The sequence below is a fragment of the Streptomyces sp. NPDC006372 genome (assembly GCF_040612515.1).
Classification (GTDB): Bacteria; Actinomycetota; Actinomycetes; order Streptomycetales; family Streptomycetaceae; genus Streptomyces.
Map to the genome: position 1 here is coordinate 254,065 of NZ_JBEXQJ010000001.1, position 20,675 is coordinate 274,739.

A 20,675-nucleotide genomic window follows, 5' to 3' on the forward strand; every position below is an offset into this window, starting at 1 on the left:
CCGGCACAGACCAGCTGCGCGAGGGGCGAAATGGAAGAAATGCGGTATGAAATCGCCGGGCACGGGCATCTGGTTCATCCGGTTCACACGCCCGGATCAGAGCCTGCTGTTACCCCAAAGAGCGGGCTATCGGCTGCGCTATGGCACTCTCACTCATGCGCACACCTCCCACTGCCCGCGTCATAGACGACTGCGAAAATGTTCGAGTATGCAGTCTTTATCGCTCGGAAAGACTGCCCGATTCCAGGCTTCTGCAAAAGAGGAATCCGCGTGTACGAATACCGTTCCTGCCACACGGACAGCCCGCCGAGCCCGCATCAACTGACGGCACCTGTCACACGCAGACCGCGCGAGTTCCGCGTCACGCTCCCAGGCGCCCCACAGCACAGCCTCATCTCCTCCGCCACGGAGGAGACCCCACGCCGAAGACTCACGATGGCCGGAAGCCGCTCGTGCGGGACGGACGCAGGACAGGGGCGCCGGACTCCCATCCCCTCCTGCTCGCCTGTTGCCACGCCGCCGCCGATGGCGACCCCCAACTTCCTGAGGAGCGCTTCGCCCTTCACTGCCCTGCCTTGAGAAGCGTCACCGGCGACGAGTGGGCCACCCCGTGCTGACAGAACTCCCTGTCTCCCCCGCCACCGTCACGGCAGGCCGTGCGACCGTCGGCCGCGGCCCCGTCAGCACGTACACGAGCCCGAAGCCCACCCCGACGGCGACGGCCCCGCCCACCGCGTCCAGCACCCAGTGATTCCCGGTCGCCACGATCGAGCAACCGGTGAGCAACGGATGCAGCACCCCCAGCCCCTTCACCCACCACCGGCGCGCCAGCACGGCGATCACGATGCCGCACCACAGTGCCCAGCCGAAGTGCAGCGACGGCATGGCCGCGTACTGGTTGGTCAGGTGCGTGAGCGTGCCGTAGTCGGGCTGGGAGAAGTCCTGGACGCCGTGGACGGTGTCGATGAAGCCGAGGCCGGGCATCAGGCGCGGCGGGGCCAGGGGGTAGAGCCAGAAGCCGGCCAGGGCGAGCAGGGTGGCGAAGCCGAGGGCGGAGCGGGCCCAGCGGTAGTCGGCGGGGCGGCGCCAGTAGAGGGCGGCGAGGACAGCCAGCGGGACGACGAAGTGGAACGACACGTAGTAGTGGTCGAGGAAGTCCCGCAGCCAGGTGGTCCCGGCGACCAGGTGGTTGGCCCAGCGCTCGACGTCGATGTGCAGGGCGCGTTCCAGGCCCAGGATCTGCCGGCCGTGCTCCTCGGCCCCGGCCCGGCCGGCGGAGTTGCTGCCGCCGGTGGCGGCGAGCCGGATCTCGGAGTACGCGGCGTAGGCGACCCGGAGGAGGAGCAGTTCCAGGAGGAGGTTGGGCCGGTTGAGGACCCGGCGCAGGAATGGCACCAGGGGCACGCGCCGGAAGCGGGACGGGGCCGTGGGGGCGTACTCGGCGGGCCGGGGTGACTGGTAGTACGGCGAGGTGCGGGAGAGGAACGGTACGGCCGTGGCCGCGGCGACGGCGGCCAGCAGGACGAGGTTGTCGCGCAGCGGGTCCAGTGACGTCATCCGGGGCAGCAGTATGTCGGCCGGCAGGGTCATGACCAGGATGACGGCGACCGGCCACACGTACCGGTCGGAAGCGCGCTTGCCGGCCCGGCCGACGACCGCGAGGAGCAGCCACAGCAGCTGGTGCTGCCAGGCCGTGGGCGAGACGACGATCGCGGCGCAGCCGGTGATCGCGACGGCGAGGAGCAGCTGGCCGTCGTCGAAGCAGCGCACGGCACGGCGCAGGGCCAGGACGGCGACGGCCGCGCCGAGCGTCAGGAAGAGGGCGACCTCGAGGGGGCCGTTGAGGCCGAGCCGCAGCAGTGCGCCGTGCAGGGACTGGTTGCCGGCCTCGTCGGCCCGGCCGCCGAGGCCGGCGCCGGCGATGTGGTGGACCCAGTAGGTGTGGGAGTCGTTCGGCATCGCGGCCCAGGCGAGCGCGGTGCCGGCGGCGAAGGTGAGGCCGGTGGAGAGGGCGGCGCGTCTGCGGCCGGTGCACCACAGCAGGGGCGCGAAGAGCAGCAAGGTGGGCTGGAGCGCGGCGGCGACACCGATGAGCAGGCCGCTGCTGCGCTGGCCGCGGGCGGCGAAGCAGCCGAGCAGGACGAGCAGGACCGGGATGATGCTGGTCTGGCCGAGCCACAGGGTGTTGCGGACCGGCAGGGACAGCATGAGCAGGCCGATGGCGGCGGGGGCGGCCAGCAGGGCGGTACGGCGTCCGACGGGCGGGGGAAGCGCGCGGGCGGCGATCAGGCCGAGGGCGACGACCAGCAGCAGTGTGCCGAAGGTCCAGCCCCAGCCGAGGGTCTGTTCGGCCGAACGGGTGAGGGGTTTGAGGACGAGCCCCTTGAAGGGGGTGCCGGTGAAGCGGGTGGAGGCGTAGAGGGAGCCGTTCACGTGCAGCACGCCGTGCGGCCCGACCCAGGTCTCCAGGTCCGTCAGCCGCTCCCCGCGCGGGCTGCCGAGGACGACGTCCACCTGCCGTGCGGCGAGGGCGGCGACGAGCAGCCACAGCGCGAAGCAGGCCGCCCGCAGGCGTGCGCGAGTCCTGCCGACGGCAGTCGCCCCGGTGGATTCCGTCGGTCGTCCGCTGCGCTCCGCATTCGCCACGCCTCGTCGGCCTTCTGCCATATGCCCCAGTTCGTCCGGTTGACGATAGTGCGCGAGGCACGCGGCCGCCTCTCGTGAAAGCGAGAAGGATCACATCAAGATCACGTGGGAACCGCTCCCGGCCGGGCATACGAGCCTGCACAGCCGGTGTTTACGTGCACCCTGCAACGAAAGGCGTACCGCCCGTGAGCGGGCAATCTTCGCCTATCGTCGCTTTTTCGGCCCGTTCGACAGCGCCGCCGCGCGGACCGCGTCCTTGTCCCCGTCGAAAGGTAGGCGAGCGAGTCTTGTGACTGCCTCAGTCATTGCTCCCACGTCCGTGATCAAGAAGCGCACCGCCAAGGCGCACGCCCCCACCGTCACCGACCCCGTGCTCGTCAAGCGCGCCGTGAAGGCGGCCGCGCTGGGCAACGCGATGGAATGGTTCGACTTCGGCGTCTACAGCTACATCGCGGTCACGCTGGGCAAGGTCTTCTTCCCCTCGGGCAACCCCACCGCTCAGCTGCTCTCCACGTTCGGCGCCTTCGCCGCGGCCTTCCTGGTCCGCCCCCTCGGCGGCATGGTCTTCGGCCCGCTCGGCGACCGCGTCGGCCGCCAGAAGGTCCTCGCCCTCACCATGATCATGATGGCGGCGGGAACCTTCGCGATCGGACTGATCCCGTCGTACGCGACGATCGGTGTCGGCGCGCCGATCCTGCTCCTCGTGGCCCGCCTCGTGCAGGGCTTCTCCACCGGCGGCGAGTACGCCGGCGCCTCCACGTTCATCGCCGAGTACGCCCCCGACAAGCGGCGCGGCTTCCTCGGCAGCTGGCTGGAGTTCGGCACCCTCGCCGGCTACATCGGCGGCGCGGGCCTGGTCACGCTCATGACCGCCCTGCTCTCCGCCGACGACCTGACCTCCTGGGGCTGGCGCCTGCCGTTCCTGATCGCGGGCCCGATGGGCATCATCGGCCTCTACCTGCGCATGCGCCTGGAGGAGACCCCCGCGTTCGCGGCCGAGGCCGAGAAGGCCGAGAACAACCGCCCGAAGACGCCCCTGCGCGAGATGATCACCGGCCAGTGGCGCGCGCTGCTGCTCTGCGTCGGCCTGGTGCTGGTCTTCAACGTCACCGACTACATGCTGCTGTCGTACATGCCGAGCTACCTGACCGGTCAGCTCCACTACGACGAGACGCACGGTCTGCTCGTCGTCCTCGGCGTGATGGCCGTGATGATGATCGCCCAGCCGTTCGTCGGCGCGCTGACCGACCGGGTCGGCCGCCGCCCGGTGATCGCCACCGGCTGCGCGGGCTTCCTGCTGCTGTCCGTCCCGGCCCTGCTGCTGATCCGCGAGGGCAGCCTGCTCGCGGTCGGGCTGGGCATGGGCGCCCTCGGCATGCTGCTGGTCTGCTTCACGGCGTCGATGCCCTCGGCGCTGCCGGCGCTGTTCCCGACGAAGGTCCGCTACGGCTCGCTGTCCATCGGCTTCAACGTCTCGGTGTCCCTCTTCGGCGGCACGACGCCGCTGGTGGTCACGGCGCTGATCGGCGCGACCGGGAACATGATGATGCCCGCGTACTACATGATGGCCGCGGCCGTGATCGGCGGTTTCGCGGTGTGGCGCATGGCGGAGTCGGCGGGACGCCCGCTGCCGGGCTCGGCACCCTCCGTGGAGCACTGAGACACGCCGGGTGAAAACCCGCTGACACTCGACACGCGCACCAACTATCTTCGTCGGCGCCACTGGTCAGGGAAGCCAACTGTGCGGACGAAAGGTACAGGTGCATGAGCGAGTCGCACGTCTGGGACGAGGTCGACGCCTACTTCACCGCTCACCTCGCCCCGGACGACGAAGCCCTGGCGGCAGCCCTGCGGGACAGCGACGCCGCCGGGCTTCCGCACATCAACGTCGCGGGCAACCAGGGCAAGCTCCTCCAGCTCCTGGCCCAGATCCAGGGCGCCCGCCACATCCTGGAGATCGGCACGCTCGGCGGCTACAGCACCATCTGGCTGGGCCGTGCCCTGCCCGCCGACGGGCGGCTGGTCTCCCTGGAGTACGACCCCCGGCACGCCGAGGTCGCCGTCCGCAACATCGCCCGCGCGGGCCTCGACCAGCTCGTCGAGGTGCGGGTGGGACCGGCCCTGGAGTCGCTGCCCAAGCTGGCCGACGAGAACCCGCCGCCCTTCGACCTGGTCTTCATCGACGCCGACAAGGTCAACAACCCGCACTACGTGGAGTGGGCCCTGAAGCTCACCAGCACGGGCAGCCTGATCGTCCTCGACAACGTCGTACGGGGCGGCCGGGTCGTCGACGCGGGCAGCACCGCCCCGGACGTGACGGGCACCCGCACCGCGATCGAACTGATCGCCGGCCACCCGAGGCTGAGCGGCACGGCGATCCAGACGGTGGGCATGAAGGGCTACGACGGGTTCGCGCTGGCGCGCGTGCTGGCGTGATCCCCCAAGGTGCGTCCCCCGCGGGCGGTCGCGCTGGGACCAGTGCGCCCAGACCGTTCGGGCCGGGCGGCTGAGCGGGCTCACTCCCGCTCAGCCCCCGGGAACGGTCAGACCTCGTGGAAGAACCCCACGTTGACGCTGCGCGGGGCGGTGCGGTCCTGGATGATGACCTCGCCGCTGCCGCCCCTGGGCAGCGGGACGGTGCCGCCGTAGGCGAGGGGCTGGGCGTACTCCCCGACCGTCAGCCGGACTTCGGAGGACGGGTCGGGCTGGGAGCCGCGCAGCCAGGTCAGCTGCCAGGTCCCGTCGGGCCCGCACAGGAACTCCAGGTGGACGCGGGAGACGAACAGCCAGTCGTCCGGCGTCGTGAGCCGGCACACCGACTTGTCACGGCCCACCCGCAGCACGGCGCCCGGCTCGCTGGGCGCGTCGGCCATGAGCATGCCGGCCGTGGCACCCTCCTCCGCCGCGGACACGGCGGCCATGGTGAGTTCGAGCACGTAACTCCTCCTGAGACGTCCCTGATGGGCCTGCAAGCCCGCCGCATGATAGAACGCCCGGCCACGCGGTGTCCGGCACAATGGCCTCATGACCGAGCGAAAGCCACCCGGCGTCGACTTCGAGTCCTGGGTCGACCGGCAGATCCGCGACGCGGAGGCGCGCGGGGAGTTCGAACGGTTGCCGGGAGCGGGCGAACCGCTCCCGCGCGACGTGGAGAGCACGTACGACGAACTGTGGTGGGTCAAGCGGAAGATGGCCCGCGAGGGCTTCTCCGTGCTCCCGCCGGCGCTGGCGTTGCGCAAGGAGGCGGAGGACGCGCTCGAGGCCGCGTACGCGGCCCCCTCCGAGCGGATCGTCAGGAAGATCATCGGCGAGGTCAACGACAAGATCCGCGAGATGATGTTCAAGCCGCCGCCCGGCCCCCCGCTGGGAAAGAAGCCGTACGACGTCGAGGACGTCGTACGGCAGTGGCGGGAGCGCCGGGCGGAGCAGCAGCCGGGTGGTGCACCCCGGTCAGACGTGTAGCAGCCGTTCGGCAAGTTCCCGGTAGTCCTTCAGGGCCAGACGCAGCTGCTCGGTGTCGGCACTCGACACGGGCTTGCCCTCGCCGCTCTCGACGGACTGCCAGGAGTGACGCAGGGTGCGGCGGCGTTTGGTCACGGCCTCGGTGAAGCGGGCCGCGATCTCCTCCAGCACGTGGTCGGCCTCCTCGACGGCGGCCCGGGGCCCGTCGACGAACCCGGCGACGGCGTGCTGCAACTGCGAGCCGAGCTTGTCGGACTCGTCGTGGGCGAGGAGGTGCGAGCCAGGGGTGCCCGTCTGGTGGGTGCCGGTGGGTTCTCCCCCGAGCGTGCCGGTCCCCGTACCGGTGGCGCGGTCCGGGCCGGTGCCATGGAAGTCGCCGTGGGGCGCCTCCGTGCCGTGCAGGTCCGTGGCGTGCACGTCGGTGCCGTGCCTGCCGGTGGGGTCCGTGCCCATGCCACGGTCCGGGCGCGGCGCCGTCGTGCCGTGGCCGGTGCCCAGGGCGCTCTCGCCGCGGGCGTCAGGGCCGGTGGGGTCGCCGGCGGCGGAGGGCTCGCCGGGCTGGCGGGTCATGTCGGACATGGCTCAACTCTCCTTCGCCTGACGTCGGTGGAGCGCCCACGGCATGTGGCCGCCGCGGTCGGCCGGGGCCTTGCGGCCGCCGTTCAGTCCGGCACGGTGGTGCCGTCCGTTGTCGTGGTGTCCGTCCTCGTGCCGTGCGCCGGTGCGGCCTCCGCCGTCATGGCGGGCCGGCCGGACCAGCTCCTCGAACAGGGCGCGGGCCGCCACCATGGCCTCGCGCATGTCTTCCGTACCGGTGCCGCCGTCCCGGGCGTCCTCCGCCCGCAGATGCGCGGCACGGTGGACCCGCCGGTAGCCGTCGACGTGGTGGGCGTGGTGCACGGACAGTGCGGCGAGCTGCTCCTCGTACTGCCCGCCGTCCGGGAAGCCCCGGGCGCCGGCGAGCTCGGCGAGCAGCCGGTCCGCCTCGGCGACCGCCTCGCGCGGCGAGTCGACGAACCGCTCCTGAGCGGCCGTCCAGCGCGCCTCGTACCGCTCGCGCTGCGCCGGCTCCAACGCCCGTTCGCGCAGGTCGCCATGGCGGTGCACACGCTCGGTGAGTTCGCGCTCGGCGGCCTTGGTGTCGCCGTCGTGCCGGGCGACGGCCCGGTCGTACTCGGGTCCGAAGCGCCGCTTCAGGCTCGGGCCTCGCCGAGGCCCTCGGGCGCGCAGGGTCATGGCGGCCGCGATGATGACGACGACCGCCGCGATCACGATCAAAGCGATGATCAGGCCAGTGGACATGAATGCCTTCCGGGTTCTCGGCCCAACCGGCCGTCCTCGCGAGCCGGTTCGCCGATCGGGTAGCCCGGAAGTTCGCCCATAAACGGCCTCCGCGGCCCGCCCGCGCCCGAGCTCCCCCGGGTTTATTCGGTTGCGCGCGTGGTACGGCGCCCGCCGAGAATGCCGGGCATGACCTGGACCGTGGACCCGGAACCGTACGACTCCCCCGTCGCCGCCGCCCTCTGGCGGGCGTACTACACCGAGGTCAGCGACCGCTGGTACCTGCTGCACGAGGGGCGCCGGACCGACCCGGACGAGCTGGAGCGGGAGATCGCCGCCCGGCCGGGCAGCGATCTCGGGCCGCCGCGCGGGAAGTTGCTGGTCGCACGGTACGGCGGTGAGCCGGCCGGCACGGCGGGGGTGCGGCTGCGGGACGGGGCGACCGCCGAGCTCACGCGGGTGTTCGTGCGCGAGCCGCTGCGCGGCAGGGGCGGCGCGGCTCTCCTGGTCCGGGCCGCGGAGGACGCCGCCCGGGCTCTCGGCGCCACCCGGATGGTCCTCGACACGCGCGGCGACCTCGTCGAGGCCCGCGCCCTCTACGCCCGCCTCGGCTACACGGAGACCGAGCCGTACAACGACGACCAGTACGCCGAGCACTGGTTCCGCAAGCACTTGATCTGACGTAGGCCGTTCAGGCGAAGCGTTCCGCGGCGGGCGGCTCGTGCGGGCGCTCCTGCCGCGATCCGCACAGTTCGCCGCTGAGCTCGCGGACGAGCTCCACCAGGTCGGTGGGCCGGTCGGGCCCCCACCAGTCGCCGAGCAGCTCGGCGAGGGACTCCTCACGGGCCTGTGCCAGCCGCTCGGCGATCTCGCGCCCTTGGCCGGTCAGGACCAGGTCGACCCCTTCGCGCACGGCGAGCCGCCGTTCCTCCACCTGGCGTACGGCGTCCATGATCACGCCGAGCGGAACGGGCATGCGGTCGACCAGCACGCCCGGCTCCACGGAGCCGTACCGCCGGATCCGCAGCAGCAGCCAGCCGGTCGCGGGCAGCAGGTCGTAGCCCGCCCTCGCGGTGATCTGCTGGTAGATCTCGCGGCGCCCCGCGCGGGTGCCGAGCACCGACAGGGCGCGGCACACCTCGTCGTAGGAGGACCGTTCGACGGGGTTGCTGGCCAGGGTCTCGGTGACGTCGGGCGCGGTGACCGAGCCGCGCAGCCGGTCCTCCTTGAGGAACCAGGCCAGCACGAAGCCGAGGAGCGCGACCGGGGCGGCGTACAGGAAGACGTCCGTGATGGAGACGGCGTAGGCGTGCAGGGCCGGCGGGCGCAGGCCGGGCGGCAGGGCGGCGATGCCCCGCGGATCGGCCTCCAGCGCGTCCACGGAGGCGCCGGGCGGCAGCTGTGCGCCCCGGAAGGCGTCCGTGAGCTGGTCGCCCAGCCGACCGGCGAAGATCGTGCCGAAGACGGCGACGCCGAACGAGGCGCCGATGGAGCGGAAGAAGGTCGCGCCGGAGGTGGCGACGCCCAGGTCCTCGTACGGGACGGCGTTCTGCACGATGAGCACGAGGACCTGCATCACCAGGCCGAGGCCGAGTCCGAAGACGAAGAAGAAGCCGCTCAGCTCGATGCCGGGACTGTGTTCGTCGATCTGGTGCAGCAGGAGCAGTCCGAGGGTGGTGACACCGGTGCCGGCGACCGGGAACACCTTCCAGCGGCCGGTCCGGCTGACGATCTGCCCGGAGACCGTCGAGGCCAGCAGCAGGCCCAGCACCATGGGCAGCATGTGCACACCGGACATGGTGGGGCTGACGCCCTGCACGATCTGCAGGAAGGTCGGCAGGTAGGTCATCGCGCCGAACATGGCGAAGCCGATGACGAAACTGATCACGACGGAGAGCGTGAAGGTGCGGACGCGGAAGAGCGTCAGCGGCAGGACGGGTTCGGCGGCCCGGCGTTCCACGGCCACGAAGGCGCCGGCGAGGGCGACGCCCAGGACCGCGAGCGCGACGATCTGCGGGGACCCCCACTCCCAGGTCGTCCCCCCGAGCGAGGCGACCAGCACCAGGCAGGTGGCGACGACGGCGATGAGGAAGGTGCCGAGGTAGTCGATGACGTGCCGCTGGGTCCGGCGCGGGATGTGCAGCGCGGTCGCGATCACGGCGAGCGCGACGATGCCGACGGGCAGGTTGACGTAGAACACCCAACGCCAGCTCAGATGCTGGGTGAACAGTCCGCCGAGCAGCGGCCCGAGCACACTGGTCGCCCCGAACACGGCCCCGAACAGCCCTTGGTAGCGCCCGCGTTCGCGCGGCGGGACCAGGTCGCCGACGATCGCCATGGACAGCACGATCAACCCGCCGCCGCCCAGGCCCTGCACGGCCCGGAAGGCGATCAGCTGGGCCATGTCCTGCGCGGTGCCGCACAGCGCGGAGCCGATCAGGAAGATCACGATCGCCGTCTGGAAGAGCCTCTTGCGCCCGTACTGGTCGCCGAGCTTGCCCCACAGGGGGGTCGCGGCGGTCGCGGCCAGCAGGTAGGCGGTGACCACCCAGGACAGGTGCTCCATGCCGCCGAGGTCGCTGACGATGGTGGGCAGCGCGGTCGACACGATGGTCTGGTCGAGGGCGGCGAGCAGGAGGCCGAGGAGCAGGGCGCCGATGGAGACCAGCACGTTCCCGGAGACCCGCTCCTGAACGGGGGCGCCCTGGCCCGGCGGTGCGCCGGCGCGCGCGTCCTCGGCCTCGAAGACCTCGTCCCCTGCCATGCGTCCTCCCAGGGTGCTGTGACATTTTCCATCCTGACCGGAGTGCCCTGCTATGGCCTGCCGAGCCCTTTTGGAAGCGGTCGTTCCGGGGGCTCGCCGACCGCACTGTGGAGAAGATCTGGATAATCTCTGAAGTTCGCGAGGGGAGGGAGTGACGCGTGGACCAGCCGAACGGCCACCCGTGCCCGGAGTGCGGCGCGCCCAGACGCCCGGACAACACCCCCTCCTGCGCCTGCACCCACCGCGCCGCGGAGGCCCTCCGCGACGCCCGTACGGCCCAGGCAGCGGCGGCGGAGGACTTCGACCCGCTCCGCATCCGCCCGTACGTCGAACTCGACCCGAAGTCGGCCCCGCCCGGCCCCGAGGGGCCCACGCCGGGGCCGATGGACGGGGCCCCAGCGCAACGCCCCGAGGACTCCGCAGAGCCCTCCGGCACCGACGGCCCTGCCCGGCCCTCCGACGGCACGCCGCCGCACACGCAGGGGCCACACGGGCAAGGGCCCGCGCGGTCGCCGTTGGCCGACGGCGGGGTCACGCCATCGCCCACATCCCACCCGAACGGCCCCACCACGCCTCCGTATGCGGAGAGCCCACGCACGGACGGTGCGGCCCAGTCGCCGGAAGTCAGCCCACAGCGGTCCGTCGCCAACCCTGCGGACTCCTTCCGTGCCGAGGGCGCCGCCCCGCCACCCTCCCCCGCCGACACGACCATGCCCCTGCGCCCCGTCGACCCGGACGCCACCACCGTGCTGCCGACAGCGCCGGACACGACCGCCCTGCTGGTCCCCCCGGACACCACCGCGCTGCCCACACCCCTGGCGCCCGCCGCGAGCGAGCCCAGCGTGACCGACCTGCGGCTTTTCGACGGTGCGGGGGCGCCGGAGGACGGCGCCCCCGGGGCTGCCGAGCCCGGCGGCGAGTCTCGGAGCCGGCGTCGTGGCGTGCTGCTCGCCGCTGCCGCCGCGGCCTGTGTCGCGGTCGTGGCGGTGGCCGGGTACGCGAGCGGGCTGTTCGCCTACGAGGCGCCGTCGCGGGACACCGCGTTGCCGGACGACATCCGGGCGAGCGTGCCGGACGCCCCGTCGAGCAGCGAGGCGTCCACGCCACCGGCCGGGAGCGCCCCGGGCACCCCGTCGGCCCCCGCCGCACCACCGGCGTCGCGGCCGGCCGTCAGCAGCGCGCCCGCCTCCCCGTCGCCGTCGGCATCGAGCGCCTCAACCAGCCCCTCGCAGTCGGCCACCCCCTCGCCGTCACCGACGTCCGCCACGCCGACCGGCCCGGGGCAGGCGCCCCCGGACAAGTCCCGCCAGAACGGCGGCCCCACCACCCTGCGGCTCGGCGACCGCGGCCCGGAGGTCACGGAACTCCAGCTCCGTCTGCGCCAGTTGTTCCTCTACGACGAGGACGACGACGGCACCTACGACAAACGGCTGGAGGACGCCGTCCGCACCTACCAGTACTCACGCGGCATCCAGGAGGACGACCTCGGCGTCTACGGCCGGTCGACCCGGACCAGGCTGGAGTCGGAAACCAAGGAGCCGTAGGCCGCCCCGGAGCCGTACGGTGACGCGATATGACCACTCAAGTGATCGTTCTCAACGGCGGTTCGAGCTCGGGCAAGTCGGGGATCGTACGGTGCCTGCAACAGGTGCTGCCGGACCCGTGGCTGGCGTTCGGAGTCGACTCGTTCGTGGCCGCTCTGCCCGCGAGGATGCACGGCTCGCGCGAGGGCATCACCTTCGCCGCGGACGGCGGCGTGCACGTGGGGGCGGCGTTCCGGGCACTGGACGCGGCCTGGACCGAGGGCATCGCGGCCATGGCCCGCGCCGGCGCGAGGGTCGTCGTCGACGACGTCTTCCTCGGCGGACCGGCGTCCCGGCAGCGCTGGGAGAAGGCGCTGGCGGGCCTCGACGTGCTGTGGGTCGGTGTCAGATGCGACAGCACGGTCGCCGCCGGCCGCGAGATCGCACGGGGCGACCGGGTCGGGGGCATGGCCGCGTCACAGGCGCACCTGGTGCACGAGGGCATGCGCTACGACCTGGAGGTGGACACGACCCGCACCGAGTCCCTGGAGTGCGCGCGCGTCATCGCCGCCCGCGTCGGCCGGGGGTGACCGGCGGATCGGGCAGGGCCGGACCGGGGCGGACGTCACCCCATGTGCAGGCGGACCGTCCCGTCCCCCACGGCCTCCACACGCACCTTGGTGAGGTCCTCCACGACCACGTCCGGCTCGTGGGCCGCGGCGCGTGGCCCGACGCCGACGACCGTCATCCCGGCGGCGCGTCCCGCGGCGATCCCGGCCCCGGAGTCCTCGAACACCACGCAGTCCGCGGGCGCCACGCCCAGCTCGGCGGCCCCCTTGAGGAAGCCCTCGGGGTCGGGCTTGCTCGCCCCGACGGACTCCGCGGTCACCCGCACCTCGGGCTGCTCCAGCCCGGCGGCGGCCATCCGCGCCGTGGACAGCGGTACGTCGGCGGAGGTGACGAGCGCGTGCGGCAGTCCGCGCAGCGAGGCCAGGAACTCCGGCGCCCCGGGGATCGCGACGACACCCTCGGTGTCGGCCGTCTCCTCGGCGAGCATCCGGGCGTTGTCGGCGTAGTTCTGCTCCATGGGACGGCCGGGCAGCAGCAGCGCCATCGAGGCGTATCCCTGTCGCCCGTGGACGACCTTCATGACCTCACTCCCGTCCAGCCCGTGCCGCTCGGCCCAGCGCCGCCAGACGCGTTCGACCGAGGCGTCGGAGTTGACGAGGGTGCCGTCCATGTCCAGCAGGAGGGCGCGGGCGGTGAGCACGGCGGTGGCCGGCATCGGCAGCTCCAAGGCTCAGGGCGGGTAAGGCGCGCGACGGTTTCGCGGCACCCCCGAGGGACAAGGCGGCCCCGCCCGCCGGTCAGGGAAAACGGGCGAGGGCCACTTTGTTCCCTCACGGTACAAAACATGCCGTGATTGCGCCAGAGGCCCCGGCAGACGTTCATCCGCCGTTCAGCTCACCCGGGCCCTGCCGGCTCAGCCCGTCACGGCCTCCCACAGGCTCCACACCCCGAGCCCGAGCATCACGAGCGCCGCGATCTGCGTGATGAGCCGCAGCGGCACCTTCTTCATCAGGGCCTTGCCGCCGACGATGCCGATCCCGGCCACCGCCCACAGCGCCAGCACCGCCCCCAGGGCGACGGAGAGCGGGTCGTCGTAGCGGGCCGCCAGGTTCGCCGTCATGATCTGGGTGAGGTCGCCGAACTCAGCGACCAGGATGAGCATGAAGCCCGCACCCGAGACCTTCCAGAAGGACTGGTTCTCCGGCTTGCGGACCTCCTCCTCATCCTCGCTCTTCTTGAGCAGCAGCACCGCGGCCCCACCCAGGAAGAGCACACCCGTCAGCGCCTGCACGAGCTGCTGCGGCAGCAGCGTCAGTACGCTGCCGGCCGCGACGGCGAGCGCGACGTGCAGCGCGAAGGCCGCGGCGACACCGGCGAAGACGTAGGAGGCGCGATAGCGGGTGCCGAGGACGAGGCCGGCGAGGGCGGTCTTGTCCGGCAGTTCGGCGAGAAAGACGACACCGAAGACGACGGCCGTCACGGTCAGGCTGATCAAGGGTTCCTCAATCGGTCGGGACTGCCCCACCGAGAGTGCTGAACATCACACAAGACACCTCGGCAGGGCAGCACACGGTCAGTGCACTGCTTGCCGAAGGTCTCGCTGGCAGGTCCTGGTGAAGACCGGCCTCCGGGCGCCGGCTCAGGCGAGCTGAGCAGTATGTCGACGGTCCGGCGAAGAGCTACTCCCCTTCTGCGCCGTCCATGGTACGTGACGCTCCAGGAGTGAAAAGTTCCCCCTTGAATCTTGTCATGTCATGGCCGCGTCACTAACTTCTCACCGGACGCACACCTCCCCGCAACACGGCGCCGCGAGCATTCTCCCGCTCGCTGCCCAACACCCCCACCTCACAAGGGAATTCGCATGCCGAAGTTCTACGCGCGTCGACGGCTCAGCGTGCTCGCGGGCCTCACCGGTCTCATAGCCTCGGCCGGACTGATCAACGGTCCGGCCGCCTCCGCCGCCCTCCCCACCCCCGTGAGCGGCGCCACCGCCCGCTCCTACCTCGCCTCGCTCACCGTGGCCACCGAGGACCGCACCGGCTACGACCGCGACCTCTTCCCGCACTGGATCACCCAGTCCGGCGCCTGCAACACCCGCGAAGTCGTCCTCAAGCGCGACGGCACCAACGTGCAGCAGGACTCCTCCTGCGCCGCCACCAGCGGCAGCTGGTACTCCCCCTACGACGGCGCGACCTGGTCCGCCGCCTCCGACGTGGACATCGACCACCTGGTCCCGCTGGCCGAGGCCTGGGACTCCGGCGCCGACTCCTGGACGACGTCCCGCCGCCAGTCCTTCGCCAACGACCTGACCCGCCCGCAGCTCATCGCGGTCACCGACAACGTCAACCAGGCCAAGGGCGACCAGGACCCGGCCACCTGGATGCCCTCCCGGACGGCGTACCGCTGCACCTACGTGCGCGCCTGGGTCCAGGTGAAGTACTACTACGACCTCTCGGTCGACTCGGCCGAGAAGTCCGCGCTGACGAACTACCTCGCGAGCTGCTGACACGCAGTAATTCCGGTCGGTGTCTCCCCGCTGACCTCCGTCGTTCCGTACCGTACGGGGCGACGGAGAGGGGATCATCATGGCCGGACTGCGCCTCGGACCACTGCTGAGGTACACCGACGGCTCGTCCGCGACCGTATGGGTCGAGACGAGCCGTCCGTGCACCGCCGAGGTGCGCTGCGCCGACGGCTCCGGCGGCACGGCCCGCACCTTCCAGATCGCCGGGCACCACTACGCCCTCGTCCCGGTGACGGGCCTCACGGCCGGTACGGGCACGACGTACGAGGTCCTGCTCGACGGCACCCCGGTGTGGCCGCTGCCCGGCTCGCCCTTCCCGCCCTCGGCGATCCACGCGCCGGGCCCGGAGGGCGGCCTCCGTGTCGCCTTCGGCTCCTGCCGCTGGGCCGCCCCGCCCGCGGGCGGGCACGACCCGGTCGGCCCGGACGCCCTGGACGCACTGGCCACCCGCCTCGCGTCCGACCCGGAGGGCGAGCGGCCGGACGTCCTGCTGCTGCTCGGCGACCAGGTGTACGCCGACGAGACCTCCGACGGCACCCAGCGCTGGCTGGCGGCCCGCCGCGACCTGGACGACCCGCCGGGCAGCGGCGTCGCCGACTACGAGGAATACACGCACCTCTACTACGAGTCCTGGCTCGACCCGCGCATCCGCTGGCTGCTGTCGACCGTGCCCAGCTTCATGATCTTCGACGACCACGACGTCATCGACGACTGGAACACCTCCGCCGCCTGGCTCGCCGACATGCGGGCCACCGGCTGGTGGCGGGAGCGGCTGCTGAGCGGCCTGATGTCGTACTGGGTCCACCAGCACCTGGGCAACCTCTCACCGGAGGAGCTGGCCGCCGACCCGGTGTACGAGCAGGTCCGCAAGCTGCCCGACGGCACCGACGTGCTGCGTACGTTCGCCGCCCGGGCCGACGCCGACCCCGCCACGGTCCGCTGGAGCTACCGCCGCGACTTCGGGCGCGTACGCCTGCTGATGGTGGACAGCCGGGCGGCCCGCGTCCTCGACGAGCAGGGCCGCTCGATGCTCGACCCGGGCGAGGAGGCCTGGCTGCGCGAGCAGGTGCTGGACTCGTCCGGGACGTACGACCACCTCCTCGTCGGCACCTCGCTGCCCTGGCTGCTGCCGCATCTGGTGCACGACGCCGAGGGGTGGAACGCGGCGCTGTGCCGGGGCGAACGGGGTGCCCGCTGGGCCCGGTTCGGCGAGAAGGTGCGGCGGGCGGCCGACCTGGAGCACTGGTCGGCCTTCCCCGAGTCCTTCGCCCGGCTGGCCGATCTGATCGCCGAGGCCGGCTCGGGGCGGGACGCGCCGGCGACCGTGTGCGTGCTGTCGGGGGACGTGCACCACGCCTATGTCGCCGAGCCCTCGTGGCCCGGTGACGGGCCCGGCGCCCGGGTGGTGCAACTGGTCTGCTCCCCCGTCCACAACTCCGTCCCGCTCTCCATGCGGATGGCCTTCCGCATCGGCTGGACCGCCCTGTCACGCGGCATCGGCCGCGGCCTCGCCCGGCACGGACGCCTCGCACCACCGCCGGTCACCTGGCGCAAGACCGGCGGCCCCTGGTTCGGCAACCAGCTCATGACGCTGACCCTGCGCGGGCGTTCGGCACGGCTGCGGCTGGAGCGGGCCCGGGCGCGGGAGGGAACGGGGCCTCGGCTGGCGACCCTCCTGGACTCCGACCTTGCCCCTTGACGTGCTCCCTGGCTTCATGTCCAGGGGATCCGGCCTGGGTCGTCTGGCCCTTCCGGGGGCTTCCTGCTTCACCGCGCTGTGCGGGCACGGGTGCCCGTCTTACCGGCGCTCCACAGGCGTTTAGCGTCTCCGCCCGTCCGGCGGCAACGATACGGCGTCCTTCGAAAAGGACGTTGCGGGCTGCGTTGTGGTCGCGGTCGTGCACGGCGCCGCATCCCCTGCACGTCCACTGCCGGACGTGCAGTGGCTTAGGTCCGTCGCGGAACCCGCAGGCCGAGCAGACCTGAGAGGACGGGAAAGCAGGGCCCACCTTGAGGAAGGTGCGGCCGTGCAGAGCCGCCTTGTACTCCAGCATGTGCACGAACGCGGACCATCCCGCGTCGTGCACGGACTTGGCGAGCCGGGTACGGCCGAGGCCGGACACCGCGAGGTCTTCCACGTACACCGCTTGGTTGTCGCGAATGATCTGTGTGGATGCCTTGTGGTGGAAGTCCCGGCGCCGGTTGGCCACCTTGGCGTGCTGACGTGCGACCTTGAGGCGGGCCTTGGCCCGGTTCTTCGATCCCTTGACTTTGCGGGACAGCTCCCTCTGAAGGCGCTTGAGTTTCTTCTCCGCCCGGCGCAGGAAGCGCGGGCTGTCGATCTTCCTGCCGTCGGACAGGACGGCGAATGCGGACAGCCCCAGGTCGATACCGGTGTCGGTTTCCAGTACGGGGAGGATGTCCGGCCCGGTGTCCACGACGAAGCTGAGGAAGTACCGGCCGGAGCTGTCCTTGGTGACGGTCAGGGACGTCGGCACGGCCGGCAGCGGGCGGGACCACGTGACCTTGAGGTTGCCGATCTTGGCCACGTACACCGTGCCGTCGTCCTTCAGGGAGAAGGCATTGGTGTTGAGGCGGATCGACTGCCGGGTGTCCTTCTTCGACTTGTACCGGGGCGGCCCCACCCTCCGGCCCTGCCGCTTTCCCCTGCAGCTGTCGAAGAGATTCTTGTAGGCCGTGTCCAGGTCCCGCAAGGACTGCTGCAGGACGACCGCCGACACGTCGGCGAGCCAGGCACGTTCCTCAGTGCGCTTGGCCTGGGTGATGCGCAGCCGGGACAACTCCGCCGACTTCACATACGGCAGCCCCGCCGCATGCGCTTCCTTACGGTCACGCAGGCAGTCGTTCCACACCACACGAGCGCACCCGAACGCACGCGCCAACGCACAGCGCTGGAGGGCGTCGGGGTAGGTCCGGTAGTTGTAGCGGAGCTGCATGTCGACCACGGTAGGGATGCTTCGTGGCGACCCACGGCGAAAGATCACATCAAGTCGGAATTGCTCACGATATGAGCGCACACGTTCGAGTCGGTGCGCCGTCAGAGCATCCTTTAGAGGCATCGTCCCCGACGGGAACGCCGGGGCCTTCTGCAAGAGTTCCGGCATTCCACCCGTTCCCCCTGCTTGTCCCGCTGTGCCCCATGATGCTCGTGACGCGTCCCACAGCGAGCGCCCGTCCTTTCCCACCGGCCTCGGTTCCCGCTCCCGGCGGCGGCATGATGAGGCGGACCGTCCGCTTCCCCACCGGCGGACCCGCCGACACGCGCCCCCACACGCCCGGGAGTCCCACCCTTGCCTGCGTCGACCGAGGAATCCGTACCGGCCGAGCACCCCCCACCCCTCGCCGTCGCCCTGGTCGGTGCCGGGCCGCGCGGCACCAGCGTGCTGGAGCGGCTCTGCGCCTCCGCCCCGGAGCTCCTCCCGCCCGGCGCCCGGCTGACGGTGCACGTGATCGACCCGGACCCGCCCGGCCCCGGCCGCGTCTGGCGCACCGGCCAGTCGTCCGAGCTGCTGATGAACACCGTGGCCTGCCAGGTGACCCTGTTCACCGACGACAGCGTGGACTGCTCGGGCCCGATCCGCCCGGGTCCGAGCCTGCACGAGTGGGCGCGCGGCACGCTGGGCCCGGACGAGTACCCGGCGAGGGCGGACTACGGCCGCTATCTGGAGTGGGTGTTCGCGCGGGTCGCAGGGGACGCGCCGGAGGGTGTGCGCATCGAGACGCACCGGGCACGCGCGGTCCGGCTCGACGACACCCCCGGCGGCCACCAGACCCTCGCCCTCGACGACGGCCGCGTCCTGACCGGCCTGTCCGCCGTGGTCCTGGCCCAGGGGCATCTTCCGACGACCGCGGACCCGGACCTGCGGCGTCTCGCGGCCCACGCCGCGCACCACGGACTGCGCCACGTCCCGCCGGCCAATCCCGCCGACGTCGATCTGTCCTCGGTAGCCCCCGGTGAACCCGTCCTGCTGCGCGGCCTCGGCCTCAACTTCTTCGACCACACGGCCCTGTTGACGACCGGCCGCGGCGGGCGGTTCGTACCGGACGCGCGGGGCCTGCGCTATCTGCCCTCCGGCCGCGAACCGCGGCTGTACGCGGGGTCGCGGCGCGGGATCCCGTACCAGGCGCGGGGCGACAACGCGAAGGGGCCGTACGGCCGGCACGTCCCGCTGGTCCTGACCCCTGAGGTGATCGCGGGCTTCCGCAAACGCGCGGACTCCGGGGAGGCGCCGGACTTCCTGACGGAGGTGTGGCCGCTGGTGGCGAAGGAGGTGGAGGCGGTCTACTACGCCGCCCTGCCGGGACGACCGGGGGCGCCCGCGCGACGGGGCCGGGAGCTCGTCGAGCGCTTCCTGGCCGTGCCGCACGGCGATCCCGAAGAGGCCCTGCTGCTGGACGAGTTCGGGGTGCCGGCGCAGGAGCGCTGGTGCTGGGAGCGGATCTCCCGCCCGTATGCCGGACGGCGCTTCGCGCACCCCGGCGAGTGGCGCGACTGGCTGCTGTCGTACCTGCGCGAGGACGCGGCGCAGGCCGCCCTGGGCAATGTGCGCGGACCGTCGAAGGCGGCCCTGGACGTGCTGCGCGACCTGCGCAACGAGCTCCGGCTGATCGTCGACCACGGCGGTATCGCCGGCGCCTCCCGCCGGGACCATCTGGACCGCTGGTACACCCCGCTCAACGCCTTCCTGTCGATCGGCCCGCCCCGGCGCCGCATCGAGGAGCTGGCGGCCCTGGTGGAGGCGGGTGTGGTGCGGGTGCTCGGGCCGCGACTGCGGGTGGCGGACGCGGACGGAGCCTGGACGGCGTACTCCCCCGACATACCGGGCTCTTCGGTCCGAGTGACAACCCTCATAGAGGCCCGGCTTCCGGAGCCCGACCTGCGGCACACGGCCGACGAGCTCCTCGCGGGGCTGCTGCGGACCGGGCAGTGCCGGCCGCACACCGTCGACGGTCACGAGACAGGGGGGTTGGATGTGACCCCGCGCCCTTATCATCTGATTGACCGTCAAGGAGACGCGCACGCAAGGCGGTTCGCCTTCGGGGTGCCGACGGAGGGCGTGCACTGGGTGACCGCGGCAGGGGCCCGGCCAGGGGTGGATTCGGTCACACTTTCGGACGCGGACGCAGTGGCGAGAGCGGCTCTACGTGCAGCTAGGGGCGAGAGGGAGCTCCAGCCGGAGGTAAACCAGTGGCCAAATGTTGAACTTGCAAGCATTAGTGAGGCACACCTAACGTGGGTTACTCATCGGTTCTGTCCCCCGACCGGCCTACCCCGGGCCGGCCGTCCGAAGGAGACCCCCACATGACCGCTCGCCTCAACGGCGCGCAGCCGTACGCTCTCGGACTGTTCCGGATCGTCATCGGTCTGCTGTTCGCCTGCCACGGCGCCGTCGCGCTCTTCGGCGTCCTCGGCGGCGCGGACGGCAAGGGCGGCACCGCGCCGACCGGCGCCTGGCCGAACTGGTACGCGGCCGTCATAGAACTCGTCGGCGGCATCCTGGTGCTGCTGGGTCTGGGCACCCGGGTCGCGGCCTTCATCTCCTCCGGGGCCATGGCGTACGCCTACTTCAAGGTCCACCAGCCGCAGGGTCTGTGGCCCATCGAGAACAACGGCGAGGGCGCGGCCATGTACTGCTGGGCCATGTTCCTGCTGATCTTCACGGGCTCCGGCGCGTTCGGCGTCGACCGGCTGCTCGCCAAGCGCACCTCGACGCAGGAGCAGCGGGCCACGGACCAGACCCCCGTGGCCGCCTGAGCCGACCGGCCGGCACCTCGTGGAACGGCGCCTTCCCGCGGGCGCGGGCAGGCGCCGTTCGCGTCCACGGGGGTGAACACCCGGTACCGAACGTACGAGCCCCCCGTGAACCACCCGTCACACCCCGGG

Annotated in this window: 18 protein-coding genes; 10 read left to right on the plus strand and 8 right to left on the minus strand. The window is 71.9% G+C overall.

Features of this window, described 5'->3' with window-relative positions:
- Positions 1-585 precede the first annotated feature (585 nt).
- The gene (locus tag ABZ016_RS01140) at positions 586-2,646 is read right to left on the minus strand and encodes a bifunctional glycosyltransferase 87/phosphatase PAP2 family protein (RefSeq protein ID WP_356914430.1); all 2,061 of its coding nucleotides are present in this window, start codon (positions 2,644-2,646) and stop codon (positions 586-588) included.
- A 319-nt stretch (positions 2,647-2,965) separates the two neighbouring features.
- On the opposite strand from ABZ016_RS01140, the gene proP reads away from it, so the two are divergent.
- Both proP and ABZ016_RS01150 read left to right on the plus strand, forming a co-directional pair.
- Positions 2,966-4,306, plus strand: a complete 1,341-nt coding sequence (gene proP / locus ABZ016_RS01145; protein WP_356914431.1) for a glycine betaine/L-proline transporter ProP — start codon at positions 2,966-2,968, stop codon at positions 4,304-4,306.
- Between the two features lie 104 nt (positions 4,307-4,410).
- Positions 4,411-5,082, plus strand: a complete 672-nt coding sequence (locus ABZ016_RS01150) for an O-methyltransferase (RefSeq protein WP_356914433.1) — start codon at positions 4,411-4,413, stop codon at positions 5,080-5,082.
- 107 nt (positions 5,083-5,189) lie between these two features.
- Here the strand turns inward: ABZ016_RS01150 and ABZ016_RS01155 are convergent, their stop codons facing one another.
- Complete coding sequence (locus ABZ016_RS01155; RefSeq protein ID WP_356914434.1) at positions 5,190-5,582, minus strand: hypothetical protein; 393 nt, start codon at positions 5,580-5,582, stop codon at positions 5,190-5,192.
- 88 nt (positions 5,583-5,670) lie between these two features.
- On the opposite strand from ABZ016_RS01155, the gene ABZ016_RS01160 reads away from it, so the two are divergent.
- Positions 5,671-6,108: a DUF1992 domain-containing protein gene (locus tag ABZ016_RS01160; protein ID WP_356914435.1), complete on the plus strand. Its 438-nt coding sequence runs from the start codon at positions 5,671-5,673 to the stop codon at positions 6,106-6,108.
- Here the strand turns inward: ABZ016_RS01160 and ABZ016_RS01165 are convergent.
- On the minus strand, positions 6,097-6,687 hold the full coding sequence (locus ABZ016_RS01165; protein WP_356914436.1) for a hypothetical protein: 591 nt from the start codon (positions 6,685-6,687) through the stop codon (positions 6,097-6,099). The two genes, ABZ016_RS01160 and ABZ016_RS01165, sit on opposite strands and share 12 nt — an antisense overlap.
- A 3-nt stretch (positions 6,688-6,690) precedes the next feature.
- Positions 6,691-7,410: a hypothetical protein gene (locus ABZ016_RS01170; protein ID WP_356914437.1), complete on the minus strand. Its 720-nt coding sequence runs from the start codon at positions 7,408-7,410 to the stop codon at positions 6,691-6,693.
- A gap of 168 nt (positions 7,411-7,578) precedes the next feature.
- Here ABZ016_RS01170 and ABZ016_RS01175 point away from each other — a divergent pair, with 168 nt between their 5' ends.
- Positions 7,579-8,070, plus strand: a complete 492-nt coding sequence (locus ABZ016_RS01175; protein ID WP_356914438.1) for a GNAT family N-acetyltransferase — start codon at positions 7,579-7,581, stop codon at positions 8,068-8,070.
- A gap of 10 nt (positions 8,071-8,080) precedes the next feature.
- Here ABZ016_RS01175 and ABZ016_RS01180 read toward each other — a convergent pair whose 3' ends face one another.
- Entirely contained in the window at positions 8,081-10,153 is a 2,073-nt protein-coding gene (locus tag ABZ016_RS01180) for an MFS transporter (protein WP_356914439.1), read from the minus strand.
- Between the two features lie 158 nt (positions 10,154-10,311).
- Here ABZ016_RS01180 and ABZ016_RS01185 point away from each other — a divergent pair, with 158 nt between their 5' ends.
- Positions 10,312-11,697, plus strand: coding sequence for a peptidoglycan-binding protein (locus tag ABZ016_RS01185; protein ID WP_356914440.1), 1,386 nt, complete (start codon positions 10,312-10,314; stop codon positions 11,695-11,697).
- A 29-nt stretch (positions 11,698-11,726) separates the two neighbouring features.
- Positions 11,727-12,266: a chloramphenicol phosphotransferase CPT gene (cpt, locus tag ABZ016_RS01190; RefSeq protein ID WP_356914441.1), complete on the plus strand. Its 540-nt coding sequence runs from the start codon at positions 11,727-11,729 to the stop codon at positions 12,264-12,266.
- A 35-nt stretch (positions 12,267-12,301) separates the two neighbouring features.
- Here cpt and ABZ016_RS01195 read toward each other — a convergent pair whose 3' ends face one another.
- Together ABZ016_RS01195 and ABZ016_RS01200 are read right to left on the minus strand one after the other, a co-directional pair.
- Entirely contained in the window at positions 12,302-12,961 is a 660-nt protein-coding gene (locus ABZ016_RS01195; protein ID WP_356914442.1) for an HAD-IA family hydrolase, read from the minus strand.
- Positions 12,962-13,159: 198 nt separating this feature from the next.
- Entirely contained in the window at positions 13,160-13,741 is a 582-nt protein-coding gene (locus tag ABZ016_RS01200; protein WP_039932408.1) for a TMEM165/GDT1 family protein, read from the minus strand.
- 366 nt (positions 13,742-14,107) lie between these two features.
- On the opposite strand from ABZ016_RS01200, the gene ABZ016_RS01205 reads away from it, so the two are divergent.
- Together ABZ016_RS01205 and ABZ016_RS01210 are read left to right on the plus strand one after the other, a co-directional pair.
- Positions 14,108-14,752: an HNH endonuclease family protein gene (locus ABZ016_RS01205; RefSeq protein WP_356914443.1), complete on the plus strand. Its 645-nt coding sequence runs from the start codon at positions 14,108-14,110 to the stop codon at positions 14,750-14,752.
- 79 nt (positions 14,753-14,831) lie between these two features.
- Positions 14,832-16,469: an alkaline phosphatase D family protein gene (locus ABZ016_RS01210; RefSeq protein ID WP_356914444.1), complete on the plus strand. Its 1,638-nt coding sequence runs from the start codon at positions 14,832-14,834 to the stop codon at positions 16,467-16,469.
- Here ABZ016_RS01210 and ABZ016_RS01215 read toward each other — a convergent pair.
- Positions 16,354-17,727 carry an RNA-guided endonuclease TnpB family protein gene (locus ABZ016_RS01215; RefSeq protein WP_356914445.1) on the minus strand — a complete coding sequence of 458 codons (1,374 nt, stop codon included), beginning with the start codon at positions 17,725-17,727 and terminating at the stop codon, positions 16,354-16,356. The genes ABZ016_RS01210 and ABZ016_RS01215 overlap by 116 nt on opposite strands.
- Positions 17,728-18,081: 354 nt before the next feature.
- Between ABZ016_RS01215 and ABZ016_RS01220 the strand changes: the two genes are divergently transcribed.
- Positions 18,082-20,097: an FAD/NAD(P)-binding protein gene (locus tag ABZ016_RS01220; protein ID WP_356914446.1), complete on the plus strand. Its 2,016-nt coding sequence runs from the start codon at positions 18,082-18,084 to the stop codon at positions 20,095-20,097.
- Positions 20,094-20,546: a DoxX family protein gene (locus tag ABZ016_RS01225; protein WP_356914447.1), complete on the plus strand. Its 453-nt coding sequence runs from the start codon at positions 20,094-20,096 to the stop codon at positions 20,544-20,546. Before ABZ016_RS01220 ends, ABZ016_RS01225 begins: the two co-directional genes overlap by 4 nt.
- Positions 20,547-20,675: the final 129 nt, after the last annotated feature.

Coding starts and splice junctions, on each gene's coding strand:
- ABZ016_RS01150 (WP_356914433.1), top strand. CDS start 4,411: ATGAGCGAGTCGCACGTCTGGGACGAGGTCGACGCCTACTTCACCGCT.
- ABZ016_RS01160 (WP_356914435.1), top strand. CDS start 5,671: ATGACCGAGCGAAAGCCACCCGGCGTCGACTTCGAGTCCTGGGTCGAC.
- ABZ016_RS01165 (WP_356914436.1), bottom strand. CDS start 6,687: ATGTCCGACATGACCCGCCAGCCCGGCGAGCCCTCCGCCGCCGGCGAC.
- ABZ016_RS01170 (WP_356914437.1), bottom strand. CDS start 7,410: ATGTCCACTGGCCTGATCATCGCTTTGATCGTGATCGCGGCGGTCGTC.
- ABZ016_RS01175 (WP_356914438.1), top strand. CDS start 7,579: ATGACCTGGACCGTGGACCCGGAACCGTACGACTCCCCCGTCGCCGCC.
- ABZ016_RS01180 (WP_356914439.1), bottom strand. CDS start 10,153: ATGGCAGGGGACGAGGTCTTCGAGGCCGAGGACGCGCGCGCCGGCGCA.
- cpt (WP_356914441.1), top strand. CDS start 11,727: ATGACCACTCAAGTGATCGTTCTCAACGGCGGTTCGAGCTCGGGCAAG.
- ABZ016_RS01195 (WP_356914442.1), bottom strand. CDS start 12,961: ATGCCGGCCACCGCCGTGCTCACCGCCCGCGCCCTCCTGCTGGACATG.
- ABZ016_RS01205 (WP_356914443.1), top strand. CDS start 14,108: ATGCCGAAGTTCTACGCGCGTCGACGGCTCAGCGTGCTCGCGGGCCTC.
- ABZ016_RS01210 (WP_356914444.1), top strand. CDS start 14,832: ATGGCCGGACTGCGCCTCGGACCACTGCTGAGGTACACCGACGGCTCG.
- ABZ016_RS01215 (WP_356914445.1), bottom strand. CDS start 17,727: ATGCAGCTCCGCTACAACTACCGGACCTACCCCGACGCCCTCCAGCGC.
- ABZ016_RS01225 (WP_356914447.1), top strand. CDS start 20,094: ATGACCGCTCGCCTCAACGGCGCGCAGCCGTACGCTCTCGGACTGTTC.